The 17,838-nt window shown below is 64.4% G+C and carries 18 protein-coding genes and 1 tRNA gene; 6 read left to right on the forward strand and 13 right to left on the reverse strand.

Translation table 11 applies throughout. The features are described 5' to 3' along the window. The first annotated feature begins 50 nt into the window (after nt 1-50). Both E4K65_RS35335 and E4K65_RS35340 read left to right on the forward strand, forming a co-directional pair. Complete coding sequence (locus E4K65_RS35335) at nt 51-392, forward strand: NIPSNAP family protein (protein WP_135178062.1); 342 nt, start codon at nt 51-53, stop codon at nt 390-392. Nucleotides 393-412: 20 nt separating this feature from the next. Next, nucleotides 413-1,039: a LysE family translocator gene (locus E4K65_RS35340; protein ID WP_135178063.1), complete on the forward strand. Its 627-nt coding sequence runs from the start codon at nt 413-415 to the stop codon at nt 1,037-1,039. A 253-nt stretch (nt 1,040-1,292) separates the two neighbouring features. Here the strand turns inward: E4K65_RS35340 and argE are convergent, their stop codons facing one another. Further along, nucleotides 1,293-2,480, reverse strand: coding sequence for an acetylornithine deacetylase (gene argE / locus E4K65_RS35345; RefSeq protein ID WP_135178064.1), 1,188 nt, complete (start codon nt 2,478-2,480; stop codon nt 1,293-1,295). Nucleotides 2,481-2,585: 105 nt separating this feature from the next. After that, nucleotides 2,586-3,239 (reverse strand): TetR/AcrR family transcriptional regulator, encoded by a 654-nt coding sequence (locus E4K65_RS35350; protein ID WP_135178065.1) that lies wholly within the window; start codon nt 3,237-3,239, stop codon nt 2,586-2,588. A 94-nt stretch (nt 3,240-3,333) separates the two neighbouring features. On the opposite strand from E4K65_RS35350, the gene E4K65_RS35355 reads away from it, so the two are divergent. Continuing rightward, nucleotides 3,334-3,825 (forward strand): anthrone oxygenase family protein, encoded by a 492-nt coding sequence (locus E4K65_RS35355; RefSeq protein ID WP_135178066.1) that lies wholly within the window; start codon nt 3,334-3,336, stop codon nt 3,823-3,825. Between the two features lie 1,114 nt (nt 3,826-4,939). Here E4K65_RS35355 and E4K65_RS35365 read toward each other — a convergent pair. Next, a complete protein-coding gene (locus E4K65_RS35365; RefSeq protein ID WP_027549159.1) occupies nt 4,940-5,725 on the reverse strand; it encodes an SDR family NAD(P)-dependent oxidoreductase in 786 nt (261 codons plus the stop codon). A gap of 133 nt (nt 5,726-5,858) precedes the next feature. On the opposite strand from E4K65_RS35365, the gene E4K65_RS35370 reads away from it, so the two are divergent. Together E4K65_RS35370 and E4K65_RS35375 are read left to right on the forward strand one after the other, a co-directional pair. Then, nucleotides 5,859-6,557, forward strand: a complete 699-nt coding sequence (locus tag E4K65_RS35370) for a histidine phosphatase family protein (RefSeq protein ID WP_167771409.1) — start codon at nt 5,859-5,861, stop codon at nt 6,555-6,557. A 124-nt stretch (nt 6,558-6,681) separates the two neighbouring features. Then, nucleotides 6,682-7,449, forward strand: a complete 768-nt coding sequence (locus E4K65_RS35375; RefSeq protein ID WP_135178068.1) for an SDR family NAD(P)-dependent oxidoreductase — start codon at nt 6,682-6,684, stop codon at nt 7,447-7,449. Between the two features lie 196 nt (nt 7,450-7,645). On the opposite strand, the gene E4K65_RS35380 is transcribed toward E4K65_RS35375, so the two are convergent. After that, complete coding sequence (locus E4K65_RS35380; RefSeq protein WP_167771410.1) at nt 7,646-8,869, reverse strand: serine hydrolase domain-containing protein; 1,224 nt, start codon at nt 8,867-8,869, stop codon at nt 7,646-7,648. A 149-nt stretch (nt 8,870-9,018) separates the two neighbouring features. On the opposite strand from E4K65_RS35380, the gene E4K65_RS35385 reads away from it, so the two are divergent. Then, nucleotides 9,019-9,094: transfer RNA gene (locus E4K65_RS35385), tRNA-Trp, on the forward strand. Between the two features lie 223 nt (nt 9,095-9,317). Here the strand turns inward: E4K65_RS35385 and E4K65_RS35390 are convergent. The 9 genes from E4K65_RS35390 to E4K65_RS35430 all read right to left on the reverse strand — a co-directional run bounded on the left by E4K65_RS35390 (nt 9,318) and on the right by E4K65_RS35430 (nt 17,831). Continuing rightward, entirely contained in the window at nt 9,318-10,352 is a 1,035-nt protein-coding gene (locus E4K65_RS35390) for a Gfo/Idh/MocA family protein (protein WP_135178069.1), read from the reverse strand. Nucleotides 10,353-10,355: 3 nt separating this feature from the next. After that, on the reverse strand, nt 10,356-11,561 hold the full coding sequence (locus E4K65_RS35395) for a class I SAM-dependent methyltransferase (RefSeq protein ID WP_135178070.1): 1,206 nt from the start codon (nt 11,559-11,561) through the stop codon (nt 10,356-10,358). Beyond that, on the reverse strand, nt 11,554-12,771 hold the full coding sequence (locus tag E4K65_RS35400) for a class I SAM-dependent methyltransferase (protein WP_135178071.1): 1,218 nt from the start codon (nt 12,769-12,771) through the stop codon (nt 11,554-11,556). The genes E4K65_RS35395 and E4K65_RS35400 overlap by 8 nt, the downstream gene beginning before the upstream one ends. A 410-nt stretch (nt 12,772-13,181) precedes the next feature. Then, nucleotides 13,182-13,760, reverse strand: a complete 579-nt coding sequence (locus E4K65_RS35405; protein WP_135178072.1) for a WbuC family cupin fold metalloprotein — start codon at nt 13,758-13,760, stop codon at nt 13,182-13,184. Beyond that, nucleotides 13,738-14,403: a class I SAM-dependent methyltransferase gene (locus E4K65_RS35410; protein WP_135178073.1), complete on the reverse strand. Its 666-nt coding sequence runs from the start codon at nt 14,401-14,403 to the stop codon at nt 13,738-13,740. The genes E4K65_RS35405 and E4K65_RS35410 overlap by 23 nt, the downstream gene beginning before the upstream one ends. Nucleotides 14,404-14,428: 25 nt before the next feature. Further along, nucleotides 14,429-14,821, reverse strand: a complete 393-nt coding sequence (locus tag E4K65_RS35415; protein ID WP_135178074.1) for an LIC12192 family sporadic carbohydrate cluster protein — start codon at nt 14,819-14,821, stop codon at nt 14,429-14,431. Continuing rightward, nucleotides 14,814-15,620 carry a sporadic carbohydrate cluster 2OG-Fe(II) oxygenase gene (locus E4K65_RS35420; protein WP_027549174.1) on the reverse strand — a complete coding sequence of 269 codons (807 nt, stop codon included), beginning with the start codon at nt 15,618-15,620 and terminating at the stop codon, nt 14,814-14,816. The genes E4K65_RS35415 and E4K65_RS35420 overlap by 8 nt, the downstream gene beginning before the upstream one ends. Continuing rightward, on the reverse strand, nt 15,617-16,735 hold the full coding sequence (locus E4K65_RS35425; RefSeq protein WP_135178075.1) for a DegT/DnrJ/EryC1/StrS family aminotransferase: 1,119 nt from the start codon (nt 16,733-16,735) through the stop codon (nt 15,617-15,619). The genes E4K65_RS35420 and E4K65_RS35425 overlap by 4 nt, the downstream gene beginning before the upstream one ends. Continuing rightward, complete coding sequence (locus tag E4K65_RS35430; RefSeq protein WP_135178076.1) at nt 16,725-17,831, reverse strand: DegT/DnrJ/EryC1/StrS family aminotransferase; 1,107 nt, start codon at nt 17,829-17,831, stop codon at nt 16,725-16,727. The genes E4K65_RS35425 and E4K65_RS35430 overlap by 11 nt, the downstream gene beginning before the upstream one ends. Nucleotides 17,832-17,838: the final 7 nt, after the last annotated feature.

The following is a 17,838-nucleotide window of genomic DNA, read 5'->3' on the forward strand; positions in this document are numbered from 1 at the left end:
TTTGACATCCCGCGCCCCGCTCCTATCTCCGCAGGGCACGGAGACTGATCATGATCCAGCAACTGCGCATCTACGAGATCTTCGAGAAGAACAAGGCCGCGTTCCACGCCCGGTTTCGCGATCACGCAGCCCGCATCATGCGAACCAGATATGGCTTCCGGATCGTGGCGATGTGGGAGACGCGACACGGCGACCGCACCGAATTCGCCTATCTCCTGGAGTGGCCCGACGAGGCCGCCAGGATTTCGGCGTGGGCGGCGTTCATGGCGGACGCCGAATGGGCCGAGATCAAGCGGATCACTCACGCCGAGCATGGGCTCATGGTCGGTCAGATCGAGGATCGCCCGCTCGTGCCGGTGGACTATTCGCCCTCGCTCAGCCTGTTACGCTAACAGCCCTCGGGACCACGCCCATGATCGACCACACCACCCTCATCACCTACATCCTCATCGTGCTCGGCTTCGTCTTCATTCCCGGCCCGGCCACGCTGCTCACCATGGCGCGCGCCGCAAGCTCCGGAACGAAGGTGGGTATCGCGACAGGCGCGGGGATTGCGGCGGGTGACGTGATCCACACCAGCATGGCGATCGTCGGCCTCTCGGCGATCATCGCCACTTCGGCGCTCCTCTTCAGCATCGTCAAATATGCGGGGGCCGCGTTCCTTATCTACCTTGGCATTCGCGCCATGCTTGACAAGGCACCGGTCGCGCTGAACGGCGGAGCGCCCACGATCAGCGCAGGTCGCGCATTCCGCGAGGCCGTGCTGACCGAGGTGCTCAATCCCAAGACGGCGCTGTTCTTTCTGGCGTTCCTGCCGCAGTTCGTCCGGCCCGAACACGGCGGGACCGCGCTGCAGCTTGCGGTCCTCGGCATCGTCTTCGTGTTGCTCGGCTTGTTGAGCACCGTCGTGTTCGCTGTGGGGGCCGGTCGTCTCGGCAATTTCCTGCGCCGCCATCCGGCCGTCGTGAAGTGGCAAGGCAAGGTGGTCGGGACCATCTATTGTGCCGTCGGCGTGCGGCTGGCCTTGCAGGAGCGCTGAGGCGCGACGCGCTCCCGTAGCCCGGATGAGCGCAGCGATATCCGGGGCAGGTGGTCCCGCATGTCGCTTCCGCCTTCGCTCTTCGAGCTACGGCGGACAAGTCGCTCATGCGGGTTATGCGTCGTCCCCACACTCCCTAACGTCATTGCCCGCGAAGGCGGGCAATCCAGTATTCCAGAGGCTGCAGTGCTTGAATCGAGCAGCCGCTGGATTGCGTCGTCGCAAGAGCTCCTCGCAATGACGAGGAGAAGCCTTACCCCTTCGCGCAATGCGCGATCAGCTTCTCCACGAAGCCCGCGCATTTCAACAGCTCCGACATCTCCACGAACTCGTCCGGCGTGTGCGCCTGCGTAATCGCGCCGGGGCCGATCACCACCGAGGGGATGTCGGCCATGCTGGCGAACAGGCTCGCCTCGGTGCCGAAGGCGACCTTGGCGTGGTCGTTGCGGCCGGCGAGGCTCTTGGCCAGCGTGACGATTGGCGCGTCGGCGGCGGTGTCGAGCGCGGGATAGTCGAGGATTTCCTCGAAATCGATGCCGCAGTCGGGATGCCGCGCCTTCATCGCCGGCTCGATCTCGGCCTTGGCCCAGGCGACGATCGCATCCGTCACCTCGCGCGACTCGGTGATGCCGATGCCGCGGCATTCGAAATCCACCGTGCAGGTATCAGGCACGATGTTCAGCGCGGCGCCGCCATGGACGATGCTGGTGAGTAGCGTCGAGTGCGGAACGTCGTAAAGGCTGTCCGTTGATCTCTTGCCTGCGAGCAGCACCGCGCGGCGGCGGATCTCGACGATCAGCTCAGCGGCATATTCGATTGCGTTGACGCCGTCGGGCGCGATCGAGGAGTGGCGGGCGAGACCGCGGAAGGTGGCGCGCACGCCGTGCTTGCCCTTGTGGCCGATGATGACCTGCATCTGCGTCGGCTCGCCGATGAAGGCGCCGAGCGGCCTGACCTTCTTCTTGGCGACCTCGCCGAGCATCGGCCGCACGCCGACGCAGCCGATCTCCTCGTCATAGGAGATCGCGAGGTGAATCGGCGTCTTGAGCCTGGCCTCCAGCATCTCCGGCACCATGGCGAGACACACCGCGACAAAACCCTTCATGTCGGTGGTGCCGCGGCCGTAGAGCCTGCCGTCGCGTTCGACCAGCTTGAACGGATCGTGGCTCCAGTCCTGGCCAACGACAGGCACGACGTCGGTATGGCCCGACAGCACGAGGCCCGGGCGGTCCTCCGGCCCGATCGTGACCCACAGCGAGGCCTTCTGTCCGGTCTCGTCGGTGATGCGCTCGCCCTTGACGCCGAGGAAGGCGAGATAGCTCTCGATATGGGCGATCAAGGGCAGATTGGTGCGGTCGCTGACGGTGTCGAAGCCGACGAGGTCGGCGAGGAGATTTCGAATGCGATCGGGTCGTGAACTCGGGAAAATCGGGTTGGGCATTGTCTCGTTCATGAGATGGAGGACGGCTTCGCCGCTTGCACGAAACATACCAACGGAGTGGCGGTTCGGGCAAATCGCGATCGCGAAGGGTGCTTTCGCCGAACCTCAGCCGAGCGCGGAGAGGTCTTTCGGCAGCATTCGCTTGAACAGGTCGAGCGTACGCCGCGCCTCCGCCGGCGGCAAGGCGATGGCGTGACGAACCGCGGCTGCGATCTGGATCATCGCCAGTTGCGAAAAGGAGGTGAGGGCGGTGGCGGGCTGTTTCGGCGCGACACACTTGAGTGCCTCGCGCAGGAGGCCGGCGAGATAGGCCACATCCTCCCCGTCGATCTTCTGCAAGCTACGGTCGGCCTGCGTCGCCTGCCAGATGTGATGCATCACAGGATGCTCGCGGAACATCTGGTTATAGCCGTCGGTGATGCGGCACAGCGCAGGGTGCAGGTCGGATAGCTTCTTCATCTCGGCGAGGTCGCGCTGGACGCATTCGCGACCGATGGCATTGCAGCGCTCGGCGAGCGTCCCGATCACCGTGCTCTTGTCCGGAAAATATTGATAGAGCGAGCCGAAGGCGATGCCGGTGCGCTCGACGATGTCGCTCATCCGGAAGGCGTCGCTGCCTTTCTCGGTGAGGATCTCGGCCGCAGCCGTCAGGATGCGGTCGAAGCGTTCCCGGCTTCGCTCCTGCGTCGGCACCAGCGGCGCGCGTCGCGCGGCCGCGTGCGTCGTCTTCTTGTCCGTCCTGCTTTTCCGTTCCGGCATGCTGATTCCCGCTACCCGCGCTTGACGTCAGAAATAAGAGAGTTTATCGCATTTATCAAATGCGAGAGTTTATCGTATTTGAGGGGGCTGCGGCATGCGGCAGGTTTTTACGACCGGACTGCTCTGGTTTTCGGCGATTGGCTGCGGCCTCATGGCCGGAATCTATTTCGCCTTTTCGACCTTCATCATGACCGCGTTTGGCCGGCTCGGCCAGGCGGCCGGCATCGCGGCGATGAACGCGATCAATGTCGACATCGTACGCTCGCTGTTCATGCCGCTGTTTCTCGGCACGACCGTGGCAGGCGCGGCGCTGGTGGTGATGGGTACGTTGCGCATCAGCGAGCCGGGGGCAGTGAGCATGATCGCCGGCGGCGGCCTCTATGTCATCGGCATGTTCGTCGTGACGATGGTGTTCAACGTCCCGCTCAACAACGCGCTCGCCGCGGTGCAGCCATCCGCGCCGGAGGCTGGTGCCGTGTGGGCGGCCTATCTGAAGGACTGGACGTTCTGGAACCACGTGCGGACGGTTGCGTCGGTGGTGGGGTGTGCGCTCTTTGTCGCCGCGCTTGCTTCGTCGGCTTCGTAGCCCGGGTGAGCGGAGCGATACCCGGGACAACTCGATCTCGTAGGGTGGGTTAGCCGAAGGCGTAACCCACCACTGTCTCTCTCCGCGGAAGCAGAAGAGGTGGATTACGCCTTCGGCTAATCCACCCTACGCATCTACAAGCCCTTGCGTTGCCCGACGGGCAAGACACGCAAAATGCCGGTCAACGCGCGGTCGCAAAAAGATTCCACTTTACCGAAATTCGGAATTGGCGGATAGTGCGCGCACTCCGGCCCAAGAAGAGGGGCGTATCGCGATCGTCACGAACGCGGGCCGGGCGGCGGTGGACGTGGGTCACATCGGCGCGAAAGGCATCGCAGGGCGGGCAACCGTGAGCGACAGCATCGCGCGCACGACCGGTGTGATCGGCGTACGGCCAAATCGTGTCGTCCTGGCGCCCGGGGTCTGTGCGCCAAGTCTTGCGGTGATGGGTGCGGCCCGACCGGACCGCGCGCATCCCATCCGCAAGGCGACGGGGGCAATAGTGCATCGCTCCCCGGGGAGAGCACGACATAAGCCGTTCCAACCATCCGCGCAGGGAAGGCCGGGATGCTCCGGTTGCCCTGTTTCCCCGCTGTGCATCGTAGCGCAATCCGCGTTTGGCATGGCGGCCGATGGGAGCCAACCGGCTCCCGGCCTTCCCTGCGCCCTCTTTCATCTGAGGGCAGGCGACGAAGCAAAGCTCGGGCGAAACGCGCCGCGAGGATGAACAGCTATGTCTATCGATGAACAACGGTCTCGTGCCCCGGACGCAGCGCAGCGCTACCCTGGCGATGCGAAGCATCGTCCAGCTCGACGGTGCGCTGCAGAGCCGGGGCCCACGCGTCGGCGGTTTGCGTGGCCTTCTGGGTCCCGGCTCTGCGCAGCAGCGTAAGAACGCTGCAGCGCGTCCGGGACACGAGAGGGACGCGTGTTGTCTCCCGCACTCCGTCATTGCGAGCGCAGCGAAGCAATCCAGAATCGTTCCGCGGAGGGACTCTGGATTGCTTCGCTCCGCTCGCAATGACGGTGTTGTTGCAGTTGCGCCAACTATCTCCCCATCGTCGTCCCGGCCTAGTGCGCAATTGCGCACGAGGGGCCGGGACGACACTGTGTGTTAAACCGGCTTGCCCGTATACGGCATCGACGCCGTCAGGCCGCCGTCCACCGGGAACGCCTGGCCGTTGACATACGAGGCTTCGTCGCTGGCCAGGAACAGTCCCATCGCCGCGAGCTCGTGCGGCTGGCCGGGGCGCTTCAGCGGATTGAGCTGGCCGATCTTGTCTTGGGTGCCGCGCTCCTTGGCGCGGTCGAAGATCGGTTTCGTCATGCCGGTTTCGATCAGGCCCGGGCAGACCGCGTTGATACGCACGCCGGTGCCGGTGAGCGAATAGGCGGTGGTCTGCACCAGGGAAATCACGCCGGCCTTGCTCGCCGCATAGGGATGGCCGCTGGCGCCGGCCTTGAGGCCGGCGACGGACGCGGTCAGCACGATCGCGCCGGACTGCTGCTTCACCATGTGCGGCATCGCGTGCTTCACCGCGAGGAACGGTCCGATCAGATTGACGCGCAGCACCTCCTGCCAGTGCTCGACGGTTTGCTCGCCGAGCGGGACGAGCCCGCCGGAGACGCCGGCATTGGCCCAGATCACGTCGAGCCGGCCGTGCGTCTTCACCGCCTTGTCGATGACCGCAATCACATCCTTCTCGGAACCCGCATCCGCGACCATCGCTTCCGCGACACCGCCGGCCTTCTTCACCTCCTCGACGGTCTCCTTCACCGCCTCGGTGCGATCGACCGCGATCAGCCTGGCGCCTTCCCTGGTGAACAGCAGCGCAGCGGCGCGGCCGATGCCGCTGCCTGCGCCTGTGATGATGACGGATTTGTCTTGAAGGCGGCCCATGCGTTTCTCCCTTTGGCTCGCGCACGACGCTTGCCGCGCGACGGAATTTCAAACAAGGTTTCAAACGGTAAAGTGTCTTGAGACACGTTCACACCTGACGTACAGCGACATTACACGGGATGGAAGGGTTTCGATGGCAGGCGCAGACAAGCCGAATGTGGTCACGACACGGTGGTGGTGGGTCCGTCACGCGCCTGTGCGCAATGACGGCGGCAACATCTACGGACAGAGCGATATCGCCTGCGACACCAGCGACACCTATGTGTTCAATGCTGTTGCCAAGGTGCTGCCACGCAAGGCGGTCTGGTATTCGAGCAATCTGATGCGGACGCATCAAACGGCCGAAGCGATCTGGGCGGCCGGCTTTCCAAGGCCTGCATCGATGAAGTGGGAAGCGGACCTTGCCGAGCAGAATCTCGGTCGCTGGCAGGGCATGAACCGCGCCCAGTTCATCGCCAGCCGTCCCGTCGGCACGAGCTGGTTCGCCGACATCAACGAGCCCGCGCCCGGCGGCGAAAGCTTCATGGATCTCTACAACCGCACGCGCCGCACCATCGAGCGGATCAACACTGAGGCGGCGGGGCAGGACATCATCGCGGTCGCGCATGGCGGCACCATCAAGGCCGCGCTTGGGCTCGCGCTCGATGGCCAGCCGGAGCGGGGCCTGTCGTTCGACATCGACAATTGCTCGGTGACGCGGCTCGACTATTTTGCGAGTCCCGAGCGCAAGGTCTGGCGGCTGCCGATGGTCAATCAGCAGCCGTGGATTGCGGATGATGCGCACGCCGAGATGCACCAGCTTGCGGGACCTGAAGTCAAAAAGCTCGCCTGAGTGAGTTGTCATCCCGGGATGGTCCGAAGGACCAGACCTCAGGTGCGCAACTGCGCACCATAGTTCGATGCTTCGCATCGCCGCGTAACGACACTGAATACGAAGATCAATCTGGGAGAGAAACATGACCTTGTTCGACATGAAGGGGAAAGTTGCCGTCATCACCGGCTCGACGCGCGGCATCGGGCTTGCGATCGCCGAGCGCATGGCCGAGCACGGCGCCAAGGTCGTGATTTCCTCGCGCAAGGCCGATGTTTGCGACCAGGTCGCGAAGGGGATCAACGACAAGTTCGGCAAGGGCACCGCGGTCGCGATCGCCGCCAACATCTCCTCGAAGGAAAATCTGCAAAACCTGATCGACGAGAGCAACCGCGCCTTCGGCAAGATCGACGTGCTGGTGTGCAACGCCGCATCGAACCCGTATTACGGTCCGCTCGCCGGCATTTCCGACGATCAGTTCAGAAAGATCCTCGACAACAACATCGTCGCCAACAACTGGTTGATCTCGATGGTGGTGCCGCAGATGATCGAGCGGAAGGACGGCTCGATCATCATCGTCTCCTCGATCGGCGGCCTCAAAGGCTCGACCATCCTCGGCGCCTATGCGATCTCGAAGGCCGCCGACATGCAGCTCGCGCGCAACCTCGCCTGCGAATACGGCAACCACAACATCCGCGTGAACTGCATCGCGCCCGGCCTGATCAAGACCGATTTCGCCAAGGCGCTGTGGGACAATCCGGAGAACCTGAAGGCCTCGACCTCGCGTTCGCCGCTGCTCCGCATCGGCATCCCCGACGAGATCGCCGGCGCGGCCGTGTTCCTGGGCTCGAAGGCCGGCGACTTCATGACCGGCCAGACCATGGTGATCGACGGCGGCGCGACGATCAGCTGAGGCGCTTGCGCGGGAAGGGGCGATTGCGTCGCCCCTTCATCGGTGTCATCGCCCGCGAATGCGGGCGATCCAGTACGCCGCAGCGGATGTGATGAGAGCGAGTTCTCCAACGATGGCCGCGGCGTACTGGATGCCCCGCCTTCGCGGGGCATGACGGTGAGTGTGGAGACGCAGCGTTGCGTGTAAGCGCCGCGCCTCAATCCACCGCCGCGTACACCAGGTCCCGCACCAGCGTGCGCGTGTAATCGCGCTGGCCCGGGCCCTGGCTCATGAACACCGCCAACAGATCCTCCTTCGGGTCGATCCAGAAGAACGTCCCCGCAATGCCGCTCCAGAAATACTGGCCGACGCTGCCGGGGAAGGGCGCGATGCCGGCCTCGCGGCGCACGGCGAAGCCGAGGCCGAAGCCGTGACCGGGCGAGAGCAGGGTGCCGTTGGTCTTCACCTCGGGCCCGAGGTGGTCGGAGGCCATCAGCTCCAGCGTCTTGCGGCCGATGATCCTGTTGCCGTCGAGCGTGCCGCCATTGCGCAGCATCAGCGCGAAGCGGGCATAGTCCATCGTGGTGGAGACGAGGCCGCCGCCGCCGGATTCCATCACCGGCTGTTCCAGCATGTTGAACAGCGCGACCTTGTCGCCGGTCCAGGGATCGGCCGCGAACGGCTCGGCGAGCCTGTTGGCATTGGCCTCCGAGGTGGCAAAGCCGGTCTCGGCCATCTGGAGCGGGGCCAGGACGCGCTCGGTCAAGAACGCGCCGAGCGGCTTGCCGCTGACGACCTCGATGATGCGGCCGAGGATGTCGGTGGAGCGGCTGTAGTTGAACTCGTCGCCGGGGTGGCAGACCAGCGGGAAGCTCGCCACCAGAGCCGCGTGCTCGGCATTGGTGATCTTGCGGCTGCGCACCCGCGAGTCCTGGTAGATCTTGTGCACCGGGCCGTCGCCCTGGTGCTCGTAGGTCAGGCCGGAGGTGTGGCGGAGCAGGTCCTGCACCGTCATCGGGCGCCTCGGTGGAACCAGGTCCAGCCTGCCGCCGCTGACCACGCCGACCTTCTGGTCGGCGAATTCCGGGATGAATTTGGCAACGGGATCGCCGAGCAGGAGGTGGCCGTCCTCGACCAGGGCCATGACGGCGACCGAGACGATCGGCTTGCTCATCGAGAAGATCCGGAAGATCGAATCAAGCGCCATCGGCGCTGATAGGGCCGGGCTCTGGCGCCCCAGCGCCTCGAACCAGCCGACCTGGCCGCGGCGGGCCACCAGCACGGTGATTCCGGGGACGGTGCCCTTGTCGATCTCGCGCTTGAAGGCGTCCGACATCGCCTGGAGGCGCGGCCGCGACAGGCCCAGCGTCTCGGGCTTGGCTTCAGGCAAAGGCGGTGTTTTCGGCGCGGTGGCGGGGCTAAGGGCGGCTGTCGCGGTCATGGTCACTCCCGGGGGCAGATTATTATCGGGAGCGAACTGTGGCCAGAAGGCGCGGCACAAACAAGCGAAGGCAGCGCGCTTCTCCCTTGCAATCCGGCTGTCCCCTGTGCTTGAAAGCGGCCGTGATCCTAAGGCGACGCAGGGTCCGTAGGAGTGTAGCTCAATTGGTAGAGCACCGGTCTCCAAAACCGGGGGTCGCAGGTTCGAGCCCTGCCACTCCTGCCAGCGAAATCAACCATTTAGACTAGATATCGGCAGGATGGGGACAAGATCGCCCCGGCAGGCGCACGCGCTCGTTGCCCGCGATCGGGGCCCTCGGCCGGGGATCAGCGTGCGGGGGTCGGCCCGGCGTTGGCGGGAACCTGATCGAGATCGACACGGGGACCGGGACGTGGGTGAGGCCAAGCTGGAGCAGATCAACGCGCAGATCTGATGGCCGTAGCCGCGCCTAGCCGCTGACGCGCCGCTTCCAGATCGCCTCGGCGAGCGCGATGTCGGCCACAGAATCTTCGCCGGAGGCCAGGGGCGTTCCTTGTTCGACGATATCGGCGACGAAGGCGTCGGCCTGACGCCGAAACGCCCAGCTCCCCTCGCGCACCAGCCGCGTGCGTTGTCCGCCCTGGTCGAGGATGACCTCTGCCTCCTGCTCGGCAAAGGGCGGCGGCAATTCGATGCTCAATGCGCCCCGCTCAAAATCGATCGTCAATCCCTCGCGCCAGGCACCTACGGATCCATTCACGAGATCCAGCGTGCACGCGACGCCGTCGAAGTCGAGGGTTATGCGCGCAGCTCCCGAGTTCTCGAGGGTGCTTTCGGCGACTGCCGGCGCCGGTCCGAGCACGTAGCGCGCGAGATTGATGATATGGCTGAACACGTTCAGAAAATTGTCGTAGCCAGGCCGCATCGTGCCCGGCATCCAGTCGGGACCATCCTGCCAGAGCTCGAGCCCGTCCGGACGGGTTTCGCCGGTCATGACGAAATTGTCGTGCGATCGGCCGGTGTCGCCGCCGAAGCACCAGCCTCTTGCTCCGACAACGCGTCCGAGCGAGCCGTCTGTGCGCAGACGTCTCAGTTCGGCCAGCGCGCGCGCCACGCCGGCGTCGTGACGCTTCATGTAGCCGATGCTGTAGACGAGGCGCTGTCGCCGCGCGGCTTCGACCAGCGACGCAGCCTGAACAGTCGTGTAGGCCATCGGCTTCTCCGACAGCACGTGCCGGCCGCTGTTCAACGCATCCAGCACGATCGGGCCGGTGGCGCGACGCTTGGTCACGACGACGACGGCGGATACCGCGCTGTCCGCGAGCAGCTCCCGGTGCGTGCCGTAGGTCCGTGGGATGCCGAATTTCTTTGCCGCGGCGGCCGCCAGGTCAGGCCGGAGATCGGCGATCGCAACGACGCGGCAGGCGGGATTGGCGGCGAAATTGGCGAGGTGGCACATCTGGCCGACCATGCCCGTTCCGATGATGCCAATGCCTGGCCTCACTGGCTACGATCCCTCGAAGCGCTTCCGGACGACGAGGAAATGCGCCGGCTGTCCCCAGGTGCCGATGAACGCCGGATCCGACTGGGTGAGGGCGGCAACCGCGGACGCATCCCGTCGTCCGATCGCGCTGAAGATGCGATGGAAACTGTCGAGCGTTGCCGTGATGGCTTCGACGTCGGAAGCATCGTCGGCGAGAATATCCGTCGTCAGGATCGTCTCGCGTAACGAGGCGAGGCTCGCGATCACGCGGGGCAGGCTGTCGCCGAAGGGCTCGTCGATCATTCGGTCCACATCGAGCACCAGCGCTTCGATCGAAGCCGAGATCGCGCTCACCGCGTCGGCCTGGCCGACCAGATAGAGCTTCCGTCCCCCGAGGAAGCTCAGGCGGCTGCGGTCGAGATGGCGTGTGGCGCGACGCAGCTTCTCGTCCGCCGACAGGACCTTCTTGTGCCAGTAGACGTCCAGGCTGTCGCGATAGGCGGGCCATGCCGAATGGATGTAGAATCCCTGCTCGTGCGCCGCCGTGCAGAGGGCCTCCGCATCGAGGAAGTAGCGGTGCCGCACGAACGGATTCTCGAGCACGTCCATCAGCCAGGATTCGAAGCTGCGGGTGTGCGGAATGCTGTTCCACTTCGGCTCGAACAGCAGCTTCGCCGTCTCCGGCGCGGGGCGGCCCGTCAGGGCCTTGCCGGCGGCATGGATCGCCTTGAGCGCGAGCTCGAAGAAGCCGCCATAACGTTCGTAATAGGAAACGACGGCGTAACCGTCCGGATTGAGCAGCCGGTGGAAGATGCCGAGCCATTTTTCGCTCGGTTGCACCGTGTAGATGAACCCTTCGGCGTCGATGATGTCGAAACGGCGGTCGCTGCGAAACCCCTCGACGTCGGACAATGCGAGTTCGCGAAGACGTTCGGCCTGGCCGAAATGCGCGAAGTAGGCCTGGATCTTCGAGTGCGCATGCCGGTTCGGTTCGGCGAGCGTCATGTTCGCGCCCCAGCCGGCAAACACCAGCGCGTTCTCACCGGAATCAGGACCGAATTCGAGGACCTCGGCGTCGCGGAACAGCCGCGGAGGCAGCACCAGCTTGTCCACAAAGAGTTCGCGGCGCTGGCCCGCATAGGCCGCGAGTTCGGCGGCCGACTTGAAATTCCCGAACGTCGGCAGGACGTCCTGACGTTCGTAGTAGTTGAAGAGCTTGTCCTCAGCCATGCCGCGACCCTGCGGCCGCCTCGAGGCGGTCGAGCTCGCTCCAGATATCGGAGGGCGCGAAGATCGAGACGATGTGCAGCGGGCGCTTCACGTTTTCGCGCAGCCGGCTGCTGACCTTGGCTTCGTTCTCCTCGTTCACGGCAAGAAGGCAGACGAGCGCATCCGACTTGCCGGCGAGTTCCTCCGGCGAACGGATCGGAATCCCGGTGCCGGGCAGGAACAGCCCCTGGCGCTCCTTCTGGTCGTCGACCGAGAGGTCGACGAGATCAGCCAGTTCGTGCGCGTTGGTGAAGGTGCAGGCGCGGCAGCCCGCGCCGTAGATGGCGATCTCGGCACCGTTGGCGCGGGCCTTGGCGAGGATCGGGCGGAGACGCGCGCCGTACTCCCTCGCGCGCTGGCCGAATTTCTCGCCGACGCCTGCGGGGGCGGGCGGCGGCGTCACGTCGCGCGTCGCACGGCGGGCCGCGATCGCGAGGCTGCCGCCGCTGAAATTGTATTTCTTCACGGACACTGTCTCGAAGCCGTGGCGCGCCAGCAGCGCGACCAGGGTCGGTTCGGTGAAATAGCTGACGTGCTCCTCCCAGAGCACCGAGAGATCGCCTGCCGTCGAACCGGGTGCGAAATCGGGCACGTCGATGAACAGCAGCCCGTCCTCCTTCAGCGCGATCTTCACGCAAGCGAAGAAGTTCTCGAAATCGACGATGTGCTCGAGCACCTGGCGCGATACGACGAGGTCGAACTTGCCGGCCTGAGCGACCGCGTCGTGGGCCATCTCCGGGCTGAGCATGTCGGCATAGACCTTGATGCCGCGCTCACGGGCGATCTTGCCCGACACCGGGTTGGGCTCGACGCCGACCAAAACCTTCGCGCCGCGCTCGCGCAGCTTGTCCATGAACAGGCCGTCATTGCAGCCGATCTCGAACACGGATTGATGGCTCGAGAATTTCGCGATGGTATCGAGCTCGTCGACCTGGTGCGGCTCAGGCTTCCAGCTGCTGAAATTGTAGTTGAACTGGCGATACAGGATGTCGGGATCGATCGGCTTGACGATCTGCGGCAGACCGCAATCGCCGCAGGCGAGCACCTCGAACGGATACCGTTCCTCCTGCTCGTTCCGGCTGTGCCGAAGTCGATGCGCAATCGGCATCTGTCCGAGGTCGATGACCGGTCGCAGGTTGGTCGAATGGCAAAGGCGGCAATGGTCGGTCACTGGTTATTCTCGCATTTGGGCAGGTCTGATGAGGCGATTTTCAATGAAACCGGCGCGGCCGCAATGAGATGGTCCCGGATACATCCAATCAGGGGTGCAGAGCGCAGTCCTCCAGCCGATGCGCCCTCAACCAATGCAGGTAGCAGTCGTCGATAGGTCATGCAAGACGTGCCGCTATCCATCGACGGGAAGCGGGTACGGCCAAGTCGGAGAATCCGTTCAGTCAAAAATCGCAGTTCCGCTTCGGGATATAGAAGCGCTTTATGCCAAGGGATCGAAGGTGGCTTCTGCCGTGTCGGCGGTCCCCAATGCGATCTTTCTGAAGTCGCGCACAACGTAGGCAGCGTCATCGGGTAGGTGATCCTCGAATGTTCAAGGCGGAATAGTCGAGTAGCGGTACCAGTCGAAATCTAACGTCCCATCAGATGCTCCGCGGCGAGCGCGCCAGTCTTTGTGACATAGTCCTGGACCGTGACGGCTTCGCTGCCATCCGGCGCCCAGTCGGGAAATGCCGTACGGGAGGGGTCGAAGGGACCGGCGGTGGTCTCGTGAAACACCAGCCATTCCGAGGTGATCAGGATCGAGTGGAAGACCTGTTCGGGCATCCGGTAATAGCAGCGCTTGCCCTGGCCGTATGGTGCCATCTCGAGCACGTCGCGAATGCGGCCGTCATCTTCGAAGATCACGACCTGCGCCGTACCCTCGATCACGTGAAACGATTCAGGTTTGCCAAAATGCTTGTGGGGCCGCACATAGGCCTCGCGATGATGCACGATCAGCATCTCGTGCAGGCCCGACGAGGGATCGGGATGCGTGCACAGCCGGCTGCGCAGGCGCGGGTTGCCGGCGGCGATGCGCTTCAGCTCCGCGATCGTGGCATCGTCCGCCGTGACGATGGCGTCGTCCGAATAGTACACTTCCGGATTCTGCGCACGCAGCGAGGTCGGCCGGCCCAGACCGGCCGTCTCATTCGAAGAAGATGAACCCATGGTCGCCTCGATACCCGCATTGGTCGTAGATCCAGGCCCAAGTTTCCGGACCGTGGAAGCTCAGGCAGGTGAGCTGCCAGTAGAGGAGATTTGCCTTCTCGCGCTCGTTGCGGAACGATTCCACCATCAGATATTTCGAGGCGCCACGTCCGACACGCTCGATCTCCGACGCTGCGCGGAAGACGTCCTCGAGCGGAAGGTTGTGCAGCACGCCGAGCGACACCACGAGATCGAAGCTGTGATCGGGGTAGGGCAGCTCGACGGCGCTGCCGACCTTCAGGTGCGGCCGCACCTCCTCCTTGGCGTTGGCGATGCCATATTCGGAGACGTCGATGCCCGCGATCGTGAGGTCGGGGACGAGTTGGGTGAACTCGTAGAGCAGATAGCCCTTGCCGCAACCGACATCGAGCACGCTCATGCCCGGCTTGATGCCGTAGCGGTCGATCAGGGTCTGGGCGAGCGGGCGCCACCTTCCGTCGTAGCGATAGCCGCCATAGCCGTAACGGCGGTCGCCGTCCCAGTAGTCTCGCCCCCATTGCCGCGCCACGGTGGCGGATTCGGCCTTGTCATGCTCGACCACGCGCTGAACGTAGTTCCGCTTGGTCGATGCGTGCATCGGCTGGAGCAGGTTGATCTCGGTCATGATCGTCGACCGGTCCGCGACATCGTCACAGGATGGTCGCGAATTTATTGACGAGCAGGATGTCCTCGACGGCCTGAATGCCGTCCCGCGACGAAAGCGTGATCTCCTCGACGGCTGCGTGAAGATCGCAGCCCTCGCGCAGCACGCGGTCGTAGATCTCCCGCCGTCGAGCCTCCTCGGGCGGCAGCATGAAGATGCTGTAGAGGATCAGGCCGTTCAAGCGGGGCAGCTCGTCCAGGATGTCCTCGAGTACCATGTAGCTGCCGGGCATGATGTGTTCGACGGCGCTGAGCAGGTATTGCAGGTTCTTCCGCCGCGCGTAGTCGCGGATCACGATGTTCTGGACGTGCTGCGGGGAGCGGCTGCCGTTCAGCGGCCGGGCGCCGATGTAGCCGCGATGGCCGGCTCGCTCAGCCATGGAAGCCTCCCGGCAGCTTGTATTGCATGCCGACCCGTGTCGCCGGGCGCAGCAGGATCGGTTCGAAGAACTCGCCGAAACGCTTGTCCGCGTAGGGCGACATGATGCTCTTGAACCGGCAGTTCATGCTCCAGCGCGTGCCGGGCTCCTCGTTGATGCGATTACCGTGCATCAGGGTCTGGTTGAACAGCATCACGTGACCGTAGGGAATCTCGATGAAGGTCGCGTGCGGCTTGATCGTCTTGTACAGCTCCTCGGCGCTGCGCAGGCTCGCCATCCGATCCTGCATGTCGCCGTTCAGGGACGGGGGCAGCAGATACATCGCTTTAGTGCGGTGGACGTCCACCAGCGGCACCCACACCACGACCTCGAACGGCGAGTCGCCCGACCAGACATCGGAGTGCGTGGCGAGCAGCGAGGAATCGTCGCCGGGCATCTGGATGCTGAGGTTGACGCGGCGCTGCATGCAGAGCTCGTTGCCGACGATGGTTTCGATCGTCGAGCGGGCGAGACGGAAATAGGTCGGCCGGAACCAGGGCTCGGCGTTGAGGCCGTTGAAGACGTGCAGCCGCAGGCCGTTGAGATCGTCGACGCTCACGCGCGTATGGATGCCGTCGAGCATCGCATAGGGATCATTGCTGTGCGGCAGCTTCAGATAGTCGGCGGCAAGTTCAGCGGCGCGCCGCTGGATCCGGTCGAGCCCGGCGCGGTCGTCGGCCGGCGTCGTGACGAAGCCGTTGTCGATGAAGCGCTGCGCCAGCGCCTGCTCGTCGGCCTGGAGGAAGTCCGTATCCGTCATGCAAAATACTCCCGGGCGGTCGCGCAAATATAACTGATATCGGCGGCCGAGAGGAACTGATTGATCGGGAGCGTGAGGATCTGATCCGCCTGCCGCTCGGTCACCGGAAACGCGCCGCGCCCCAGACCAAGATGCGCTGCCGCCGGCTGAAGGTGGATCGGCACCGGATAGTGGATCGCGGTCTCGATGCCCTTGTCGGCAAGATATTTCTGGAAGTCGTTGCGGCGGTCGGTCTGCACCACGAAGGTGTGGAACGTATTGAACTCGATGTTGCGGCAGGGCGGAATGAACAGGGGCAGGCCTGCGAGCTCGGTGCGGTATTGCGCGGCGTTGCGCCGCCGGCGCTCGATCACCGACGGCAAATTGCGGAGGCGGATTCGCAGCACGTCCGCCTGAAGCGTGTCGAGCCGCGATACGATGCCCCATTCCTGGACGTCGCTGCGGTTGATCAGACCGTGATTGCGCAGGCGGCGAATTCGTGCGGCAAGCTCGGCGTCGGCGGTGACGAGGAAGCCGGCATCGCCCGCGGCATTGAGATTCTTCAGGGGATGCGCGGAGAAGCAGCCGAACGTTCCGATGGTGCCGCTCATCCGCCCGTCATAGGTCGAGCCGACGGCCTGGGCGCTGTCCTCGATCACGGCGAGAGCGTGCTTGTCGGCGATCGCCATCAGCGGGTTCATGTCGGCCATGCGCCCGGTCAGGTGCACCGGCATGATCGCCTTGGTCCGCGGCGTGACGGCGGCCTCGACCGCGGCCGGATCGATGTTCTGGTCCGGCAGCACGTCCGCAAAGACCGGCGAGGCGCCGACTGCGATGATCGCGGCGGTCGATGCCACGAACGAGTTCGGCGGGGTGATGACCTCGTCGCCGGGACCGATGTTGAGCGCCCTCATCGCGAGGATCAGCGCATCGGTACCGGAATTCAGCGTCACGACATGCGGCGAGCCGAGATAGGCGGACAGTTCCTCTTCGAGCTTTCCGACCGCCGCCCCGCCGATGAAATCGCCACGCTGGAAGACGCCCTCGACCGCCTGCATGATCTCGGCGCGCTCTTCCTCGAATTGCGCCGGAAGATTGACGTATCCGATGCGCCGGCGGCCCGCGTCAGCGTCCATGGCAGAACTTCCTGACGGTCTCGATGACGCGGTCCTGCTGCGCGCGTGTCAGGTGCTGGTCCACCGGGAAGCTGATGACTTCCTTGGCATGGCGGTCGGTGACCGGGAACGTTCCCGCGGCGTAACCGAGATGCTTGAGGCCTTCCTGCTGATACAGCGGGATCGGATAGTGGATCTTGGCTTCGATGCCGTTGTCCAGGCAGTACTGATAGAGCTCGTCGCGACGCTCGGCGAACACCATGTAGAGGTGATAGACGTGCTTCACGTTGGGGCGGCGCGGCGGAACGCGCAGGCCGGGCAGGCCGGCGAGTCCCGCGTCGTAATAGGCCGCGTTCTCGATCCGGCGCCGCGTGATCTCGCTGGTCTGGCCGATCAGCCAGTTGCCGACCACCGCCTGGAGGGAATCGAGCCGCGAGTTGCAGCCGAGGATCGCGATCTCGTCGCGGTTCTTCATGCCGTGGTTGCGGATGAGGCGGAGCCGCTCGTTCATCCCGTCGTCATTGGTGACGACGACGCCGGCATCGCCCCAGACGTTCAGGTTCTTGAGCGGATGCAGGGAAAAGCCGGCTGCGATGCCGTGGGTGCCGGAGCGCTTTCCGGCGAACTCCGAGAGGATGCCCTGGCAGGCGTCCTCGACGACGGGGATGTTGTGGCGCTGCGCGATCGCCATCAGCTTGCCCATGTCGGTGACCTCGCCGGTCAGCTGAACCGGCATGATCGCCTTGGTCTTCGCTGTGATCGCGGCTTCGACATAGTCGACGTTCATGCAGAAGGAATCGTCGCAGTCGACCAGCACGGGCCTCGCGCCGGTCTCCGCAATGGCGCCGACGGTCGCGATGAACGTATTGGCGGCGGTGATGACTTCATCGCCATGGCCAATGCCGAGCGCCTTGAGCGGCAACTTGAGCGCGTCGGTGCCCGATCCGACGCCGATGGCGTGGCGCACGCCGATCAGCTCCGCAAAACGCCGCTCGAATTCGGCGACGGGCTTGCCAAGGGTGAAGTCGCCGGTCGCCACCAGGCGGCCGATCTCGGCCAGGATGGGAGCTGGATCGGAGAATTGCTCGAGCAGATAGGAATATCGAACGTCGTACATGTGGCCC

Origin of the sequence: Bradyrhizobium niftali, assembly GCF_004571025.1 — a bacterium.
In the GTDB taxonomy this organism is placed as follows: domain Bacteria; phylum Pseudomonadota; class Alphaproteobacteria; order Rhizobiales; family Xanthobacteraceae; genus Bradyrhizobium; species Bradyrhizobium niftali.

Excerpts from the sequence above, each read along its gene's own strand:
- E4K65_RS35405 (WP_135178072.1), bottom strand. The coding sequence starts at position 13,760 with ATGGGTTCATCTTCTTCGAATGAGACGGCCGGTCTGGGCCGGCCGACC.
- E4K65_RS35335 (WP_135178062.1), top strand. The coding sequence starts at position 51 with ATGATCCAGCAACTGCGCATCTACGAGATCTTCGAGAAGAACAAGGCC.
- E4K65_RS35425 (WP_135178075.1), bottom strand. The coding sequence starts at position 16,735 with ATGGACGCTGACGCGGGCCGCCGGCGCATCGGATACGTCAATCTTCCG.
- E4K65_RS35415 (WP_135178074.1), bottom strand. The coding sequence starts at position 14,821 with ATGGCTGAGCGAGCCGGCCATCGCGGCTACATCGGCGCCCGGCCGCTG.
- argE (WP_135178064.1), bottom strand. The coding sequence starts at position 2,480 with ATGCCCAACCCGATTTTCCCGAGTTCACGACCCGATCGCATTCGAAAT.
- E4K65_RS35420 (WP_027549174.1), bottom strand. The coding sequence starts at position 15,620 with ATGACGGATACGGACTTCCTCCAGGCCGACGAGCAGGCGCTGGCGCAG.
- E4K65_RS35380 (WP_167771410.1), bottom strand. The coding sequence starts at position 8,869 with ATGACCGCGACAGCCGCCCTTAGCCCCGCCACCGCGCCGAAAACACCG.
- E4K65_RS35375 (WP_135178068.1), top strand. The coding sequence starts at position 6,682 with ATGACCTTGTTCGACATGAAGGGGAAAGTTGCCGTCATCACCGGCTCG.
- E4K65_RS35365 (WP_027549159.1), bottom strand. The coding sequence starts at position 5,725 with ATGGGCCGCCTTCAAGACAAATCCGTCATCATCACAGGCGCAGGCAGC.
- E4K65_RS35430 (WP_135178076.1), bottom strand. The coding sequence starts at position 17,831 with ATGTACGACGTTCGATATTCCTATCTGCTCGAGCAATTCTCCGATCCA.
- E4K65_RS35395 (WP_135178070.1), bottom strand. The coding sequence starts at position 11,561 with ATGGCTGAGGACAAGCTCTTCAACTACTACGAACGTCAGGACGTCCTG.
- E4K65_RS35340 (WP_135178063.1), top strand. The coding sequence starts at position 413 with ATGATCGACCACACCACCCTCATCACCTACATCCTCATCGTGCTCGGC.
- E4K65_RS35350 (WP_135178065.1), bottom strand. The coding sequence starts at position 3,239 with ATGCCGGAACGGAAAAGCAGGACGGACAAGAAGACGACGCACGCGGCC.
- E4K65_RS35355 (WP_135178066.1), top strand. The coding sequence starts at position 3,334 with ATGCGGCAGGTTTTTACGACCGGACTGCTCTGGTTTTCGGCGATTGGC.
- E4K65_RS35370 (WP_167771409.1), top strand. The coding sequence starts at position 5,859 with ATGGCAGGCGCAGACAAGCCGAATGTGGTCACGACACGGTGGTGGTGG.
- E4K65_RS35410 (WP_135178073.1), bottom strand. The coding sequence starts at position 14,403 with ATGACCGAGATCAACCTGCTCCAGCCGATGCACGCATCGACCAAGCGG.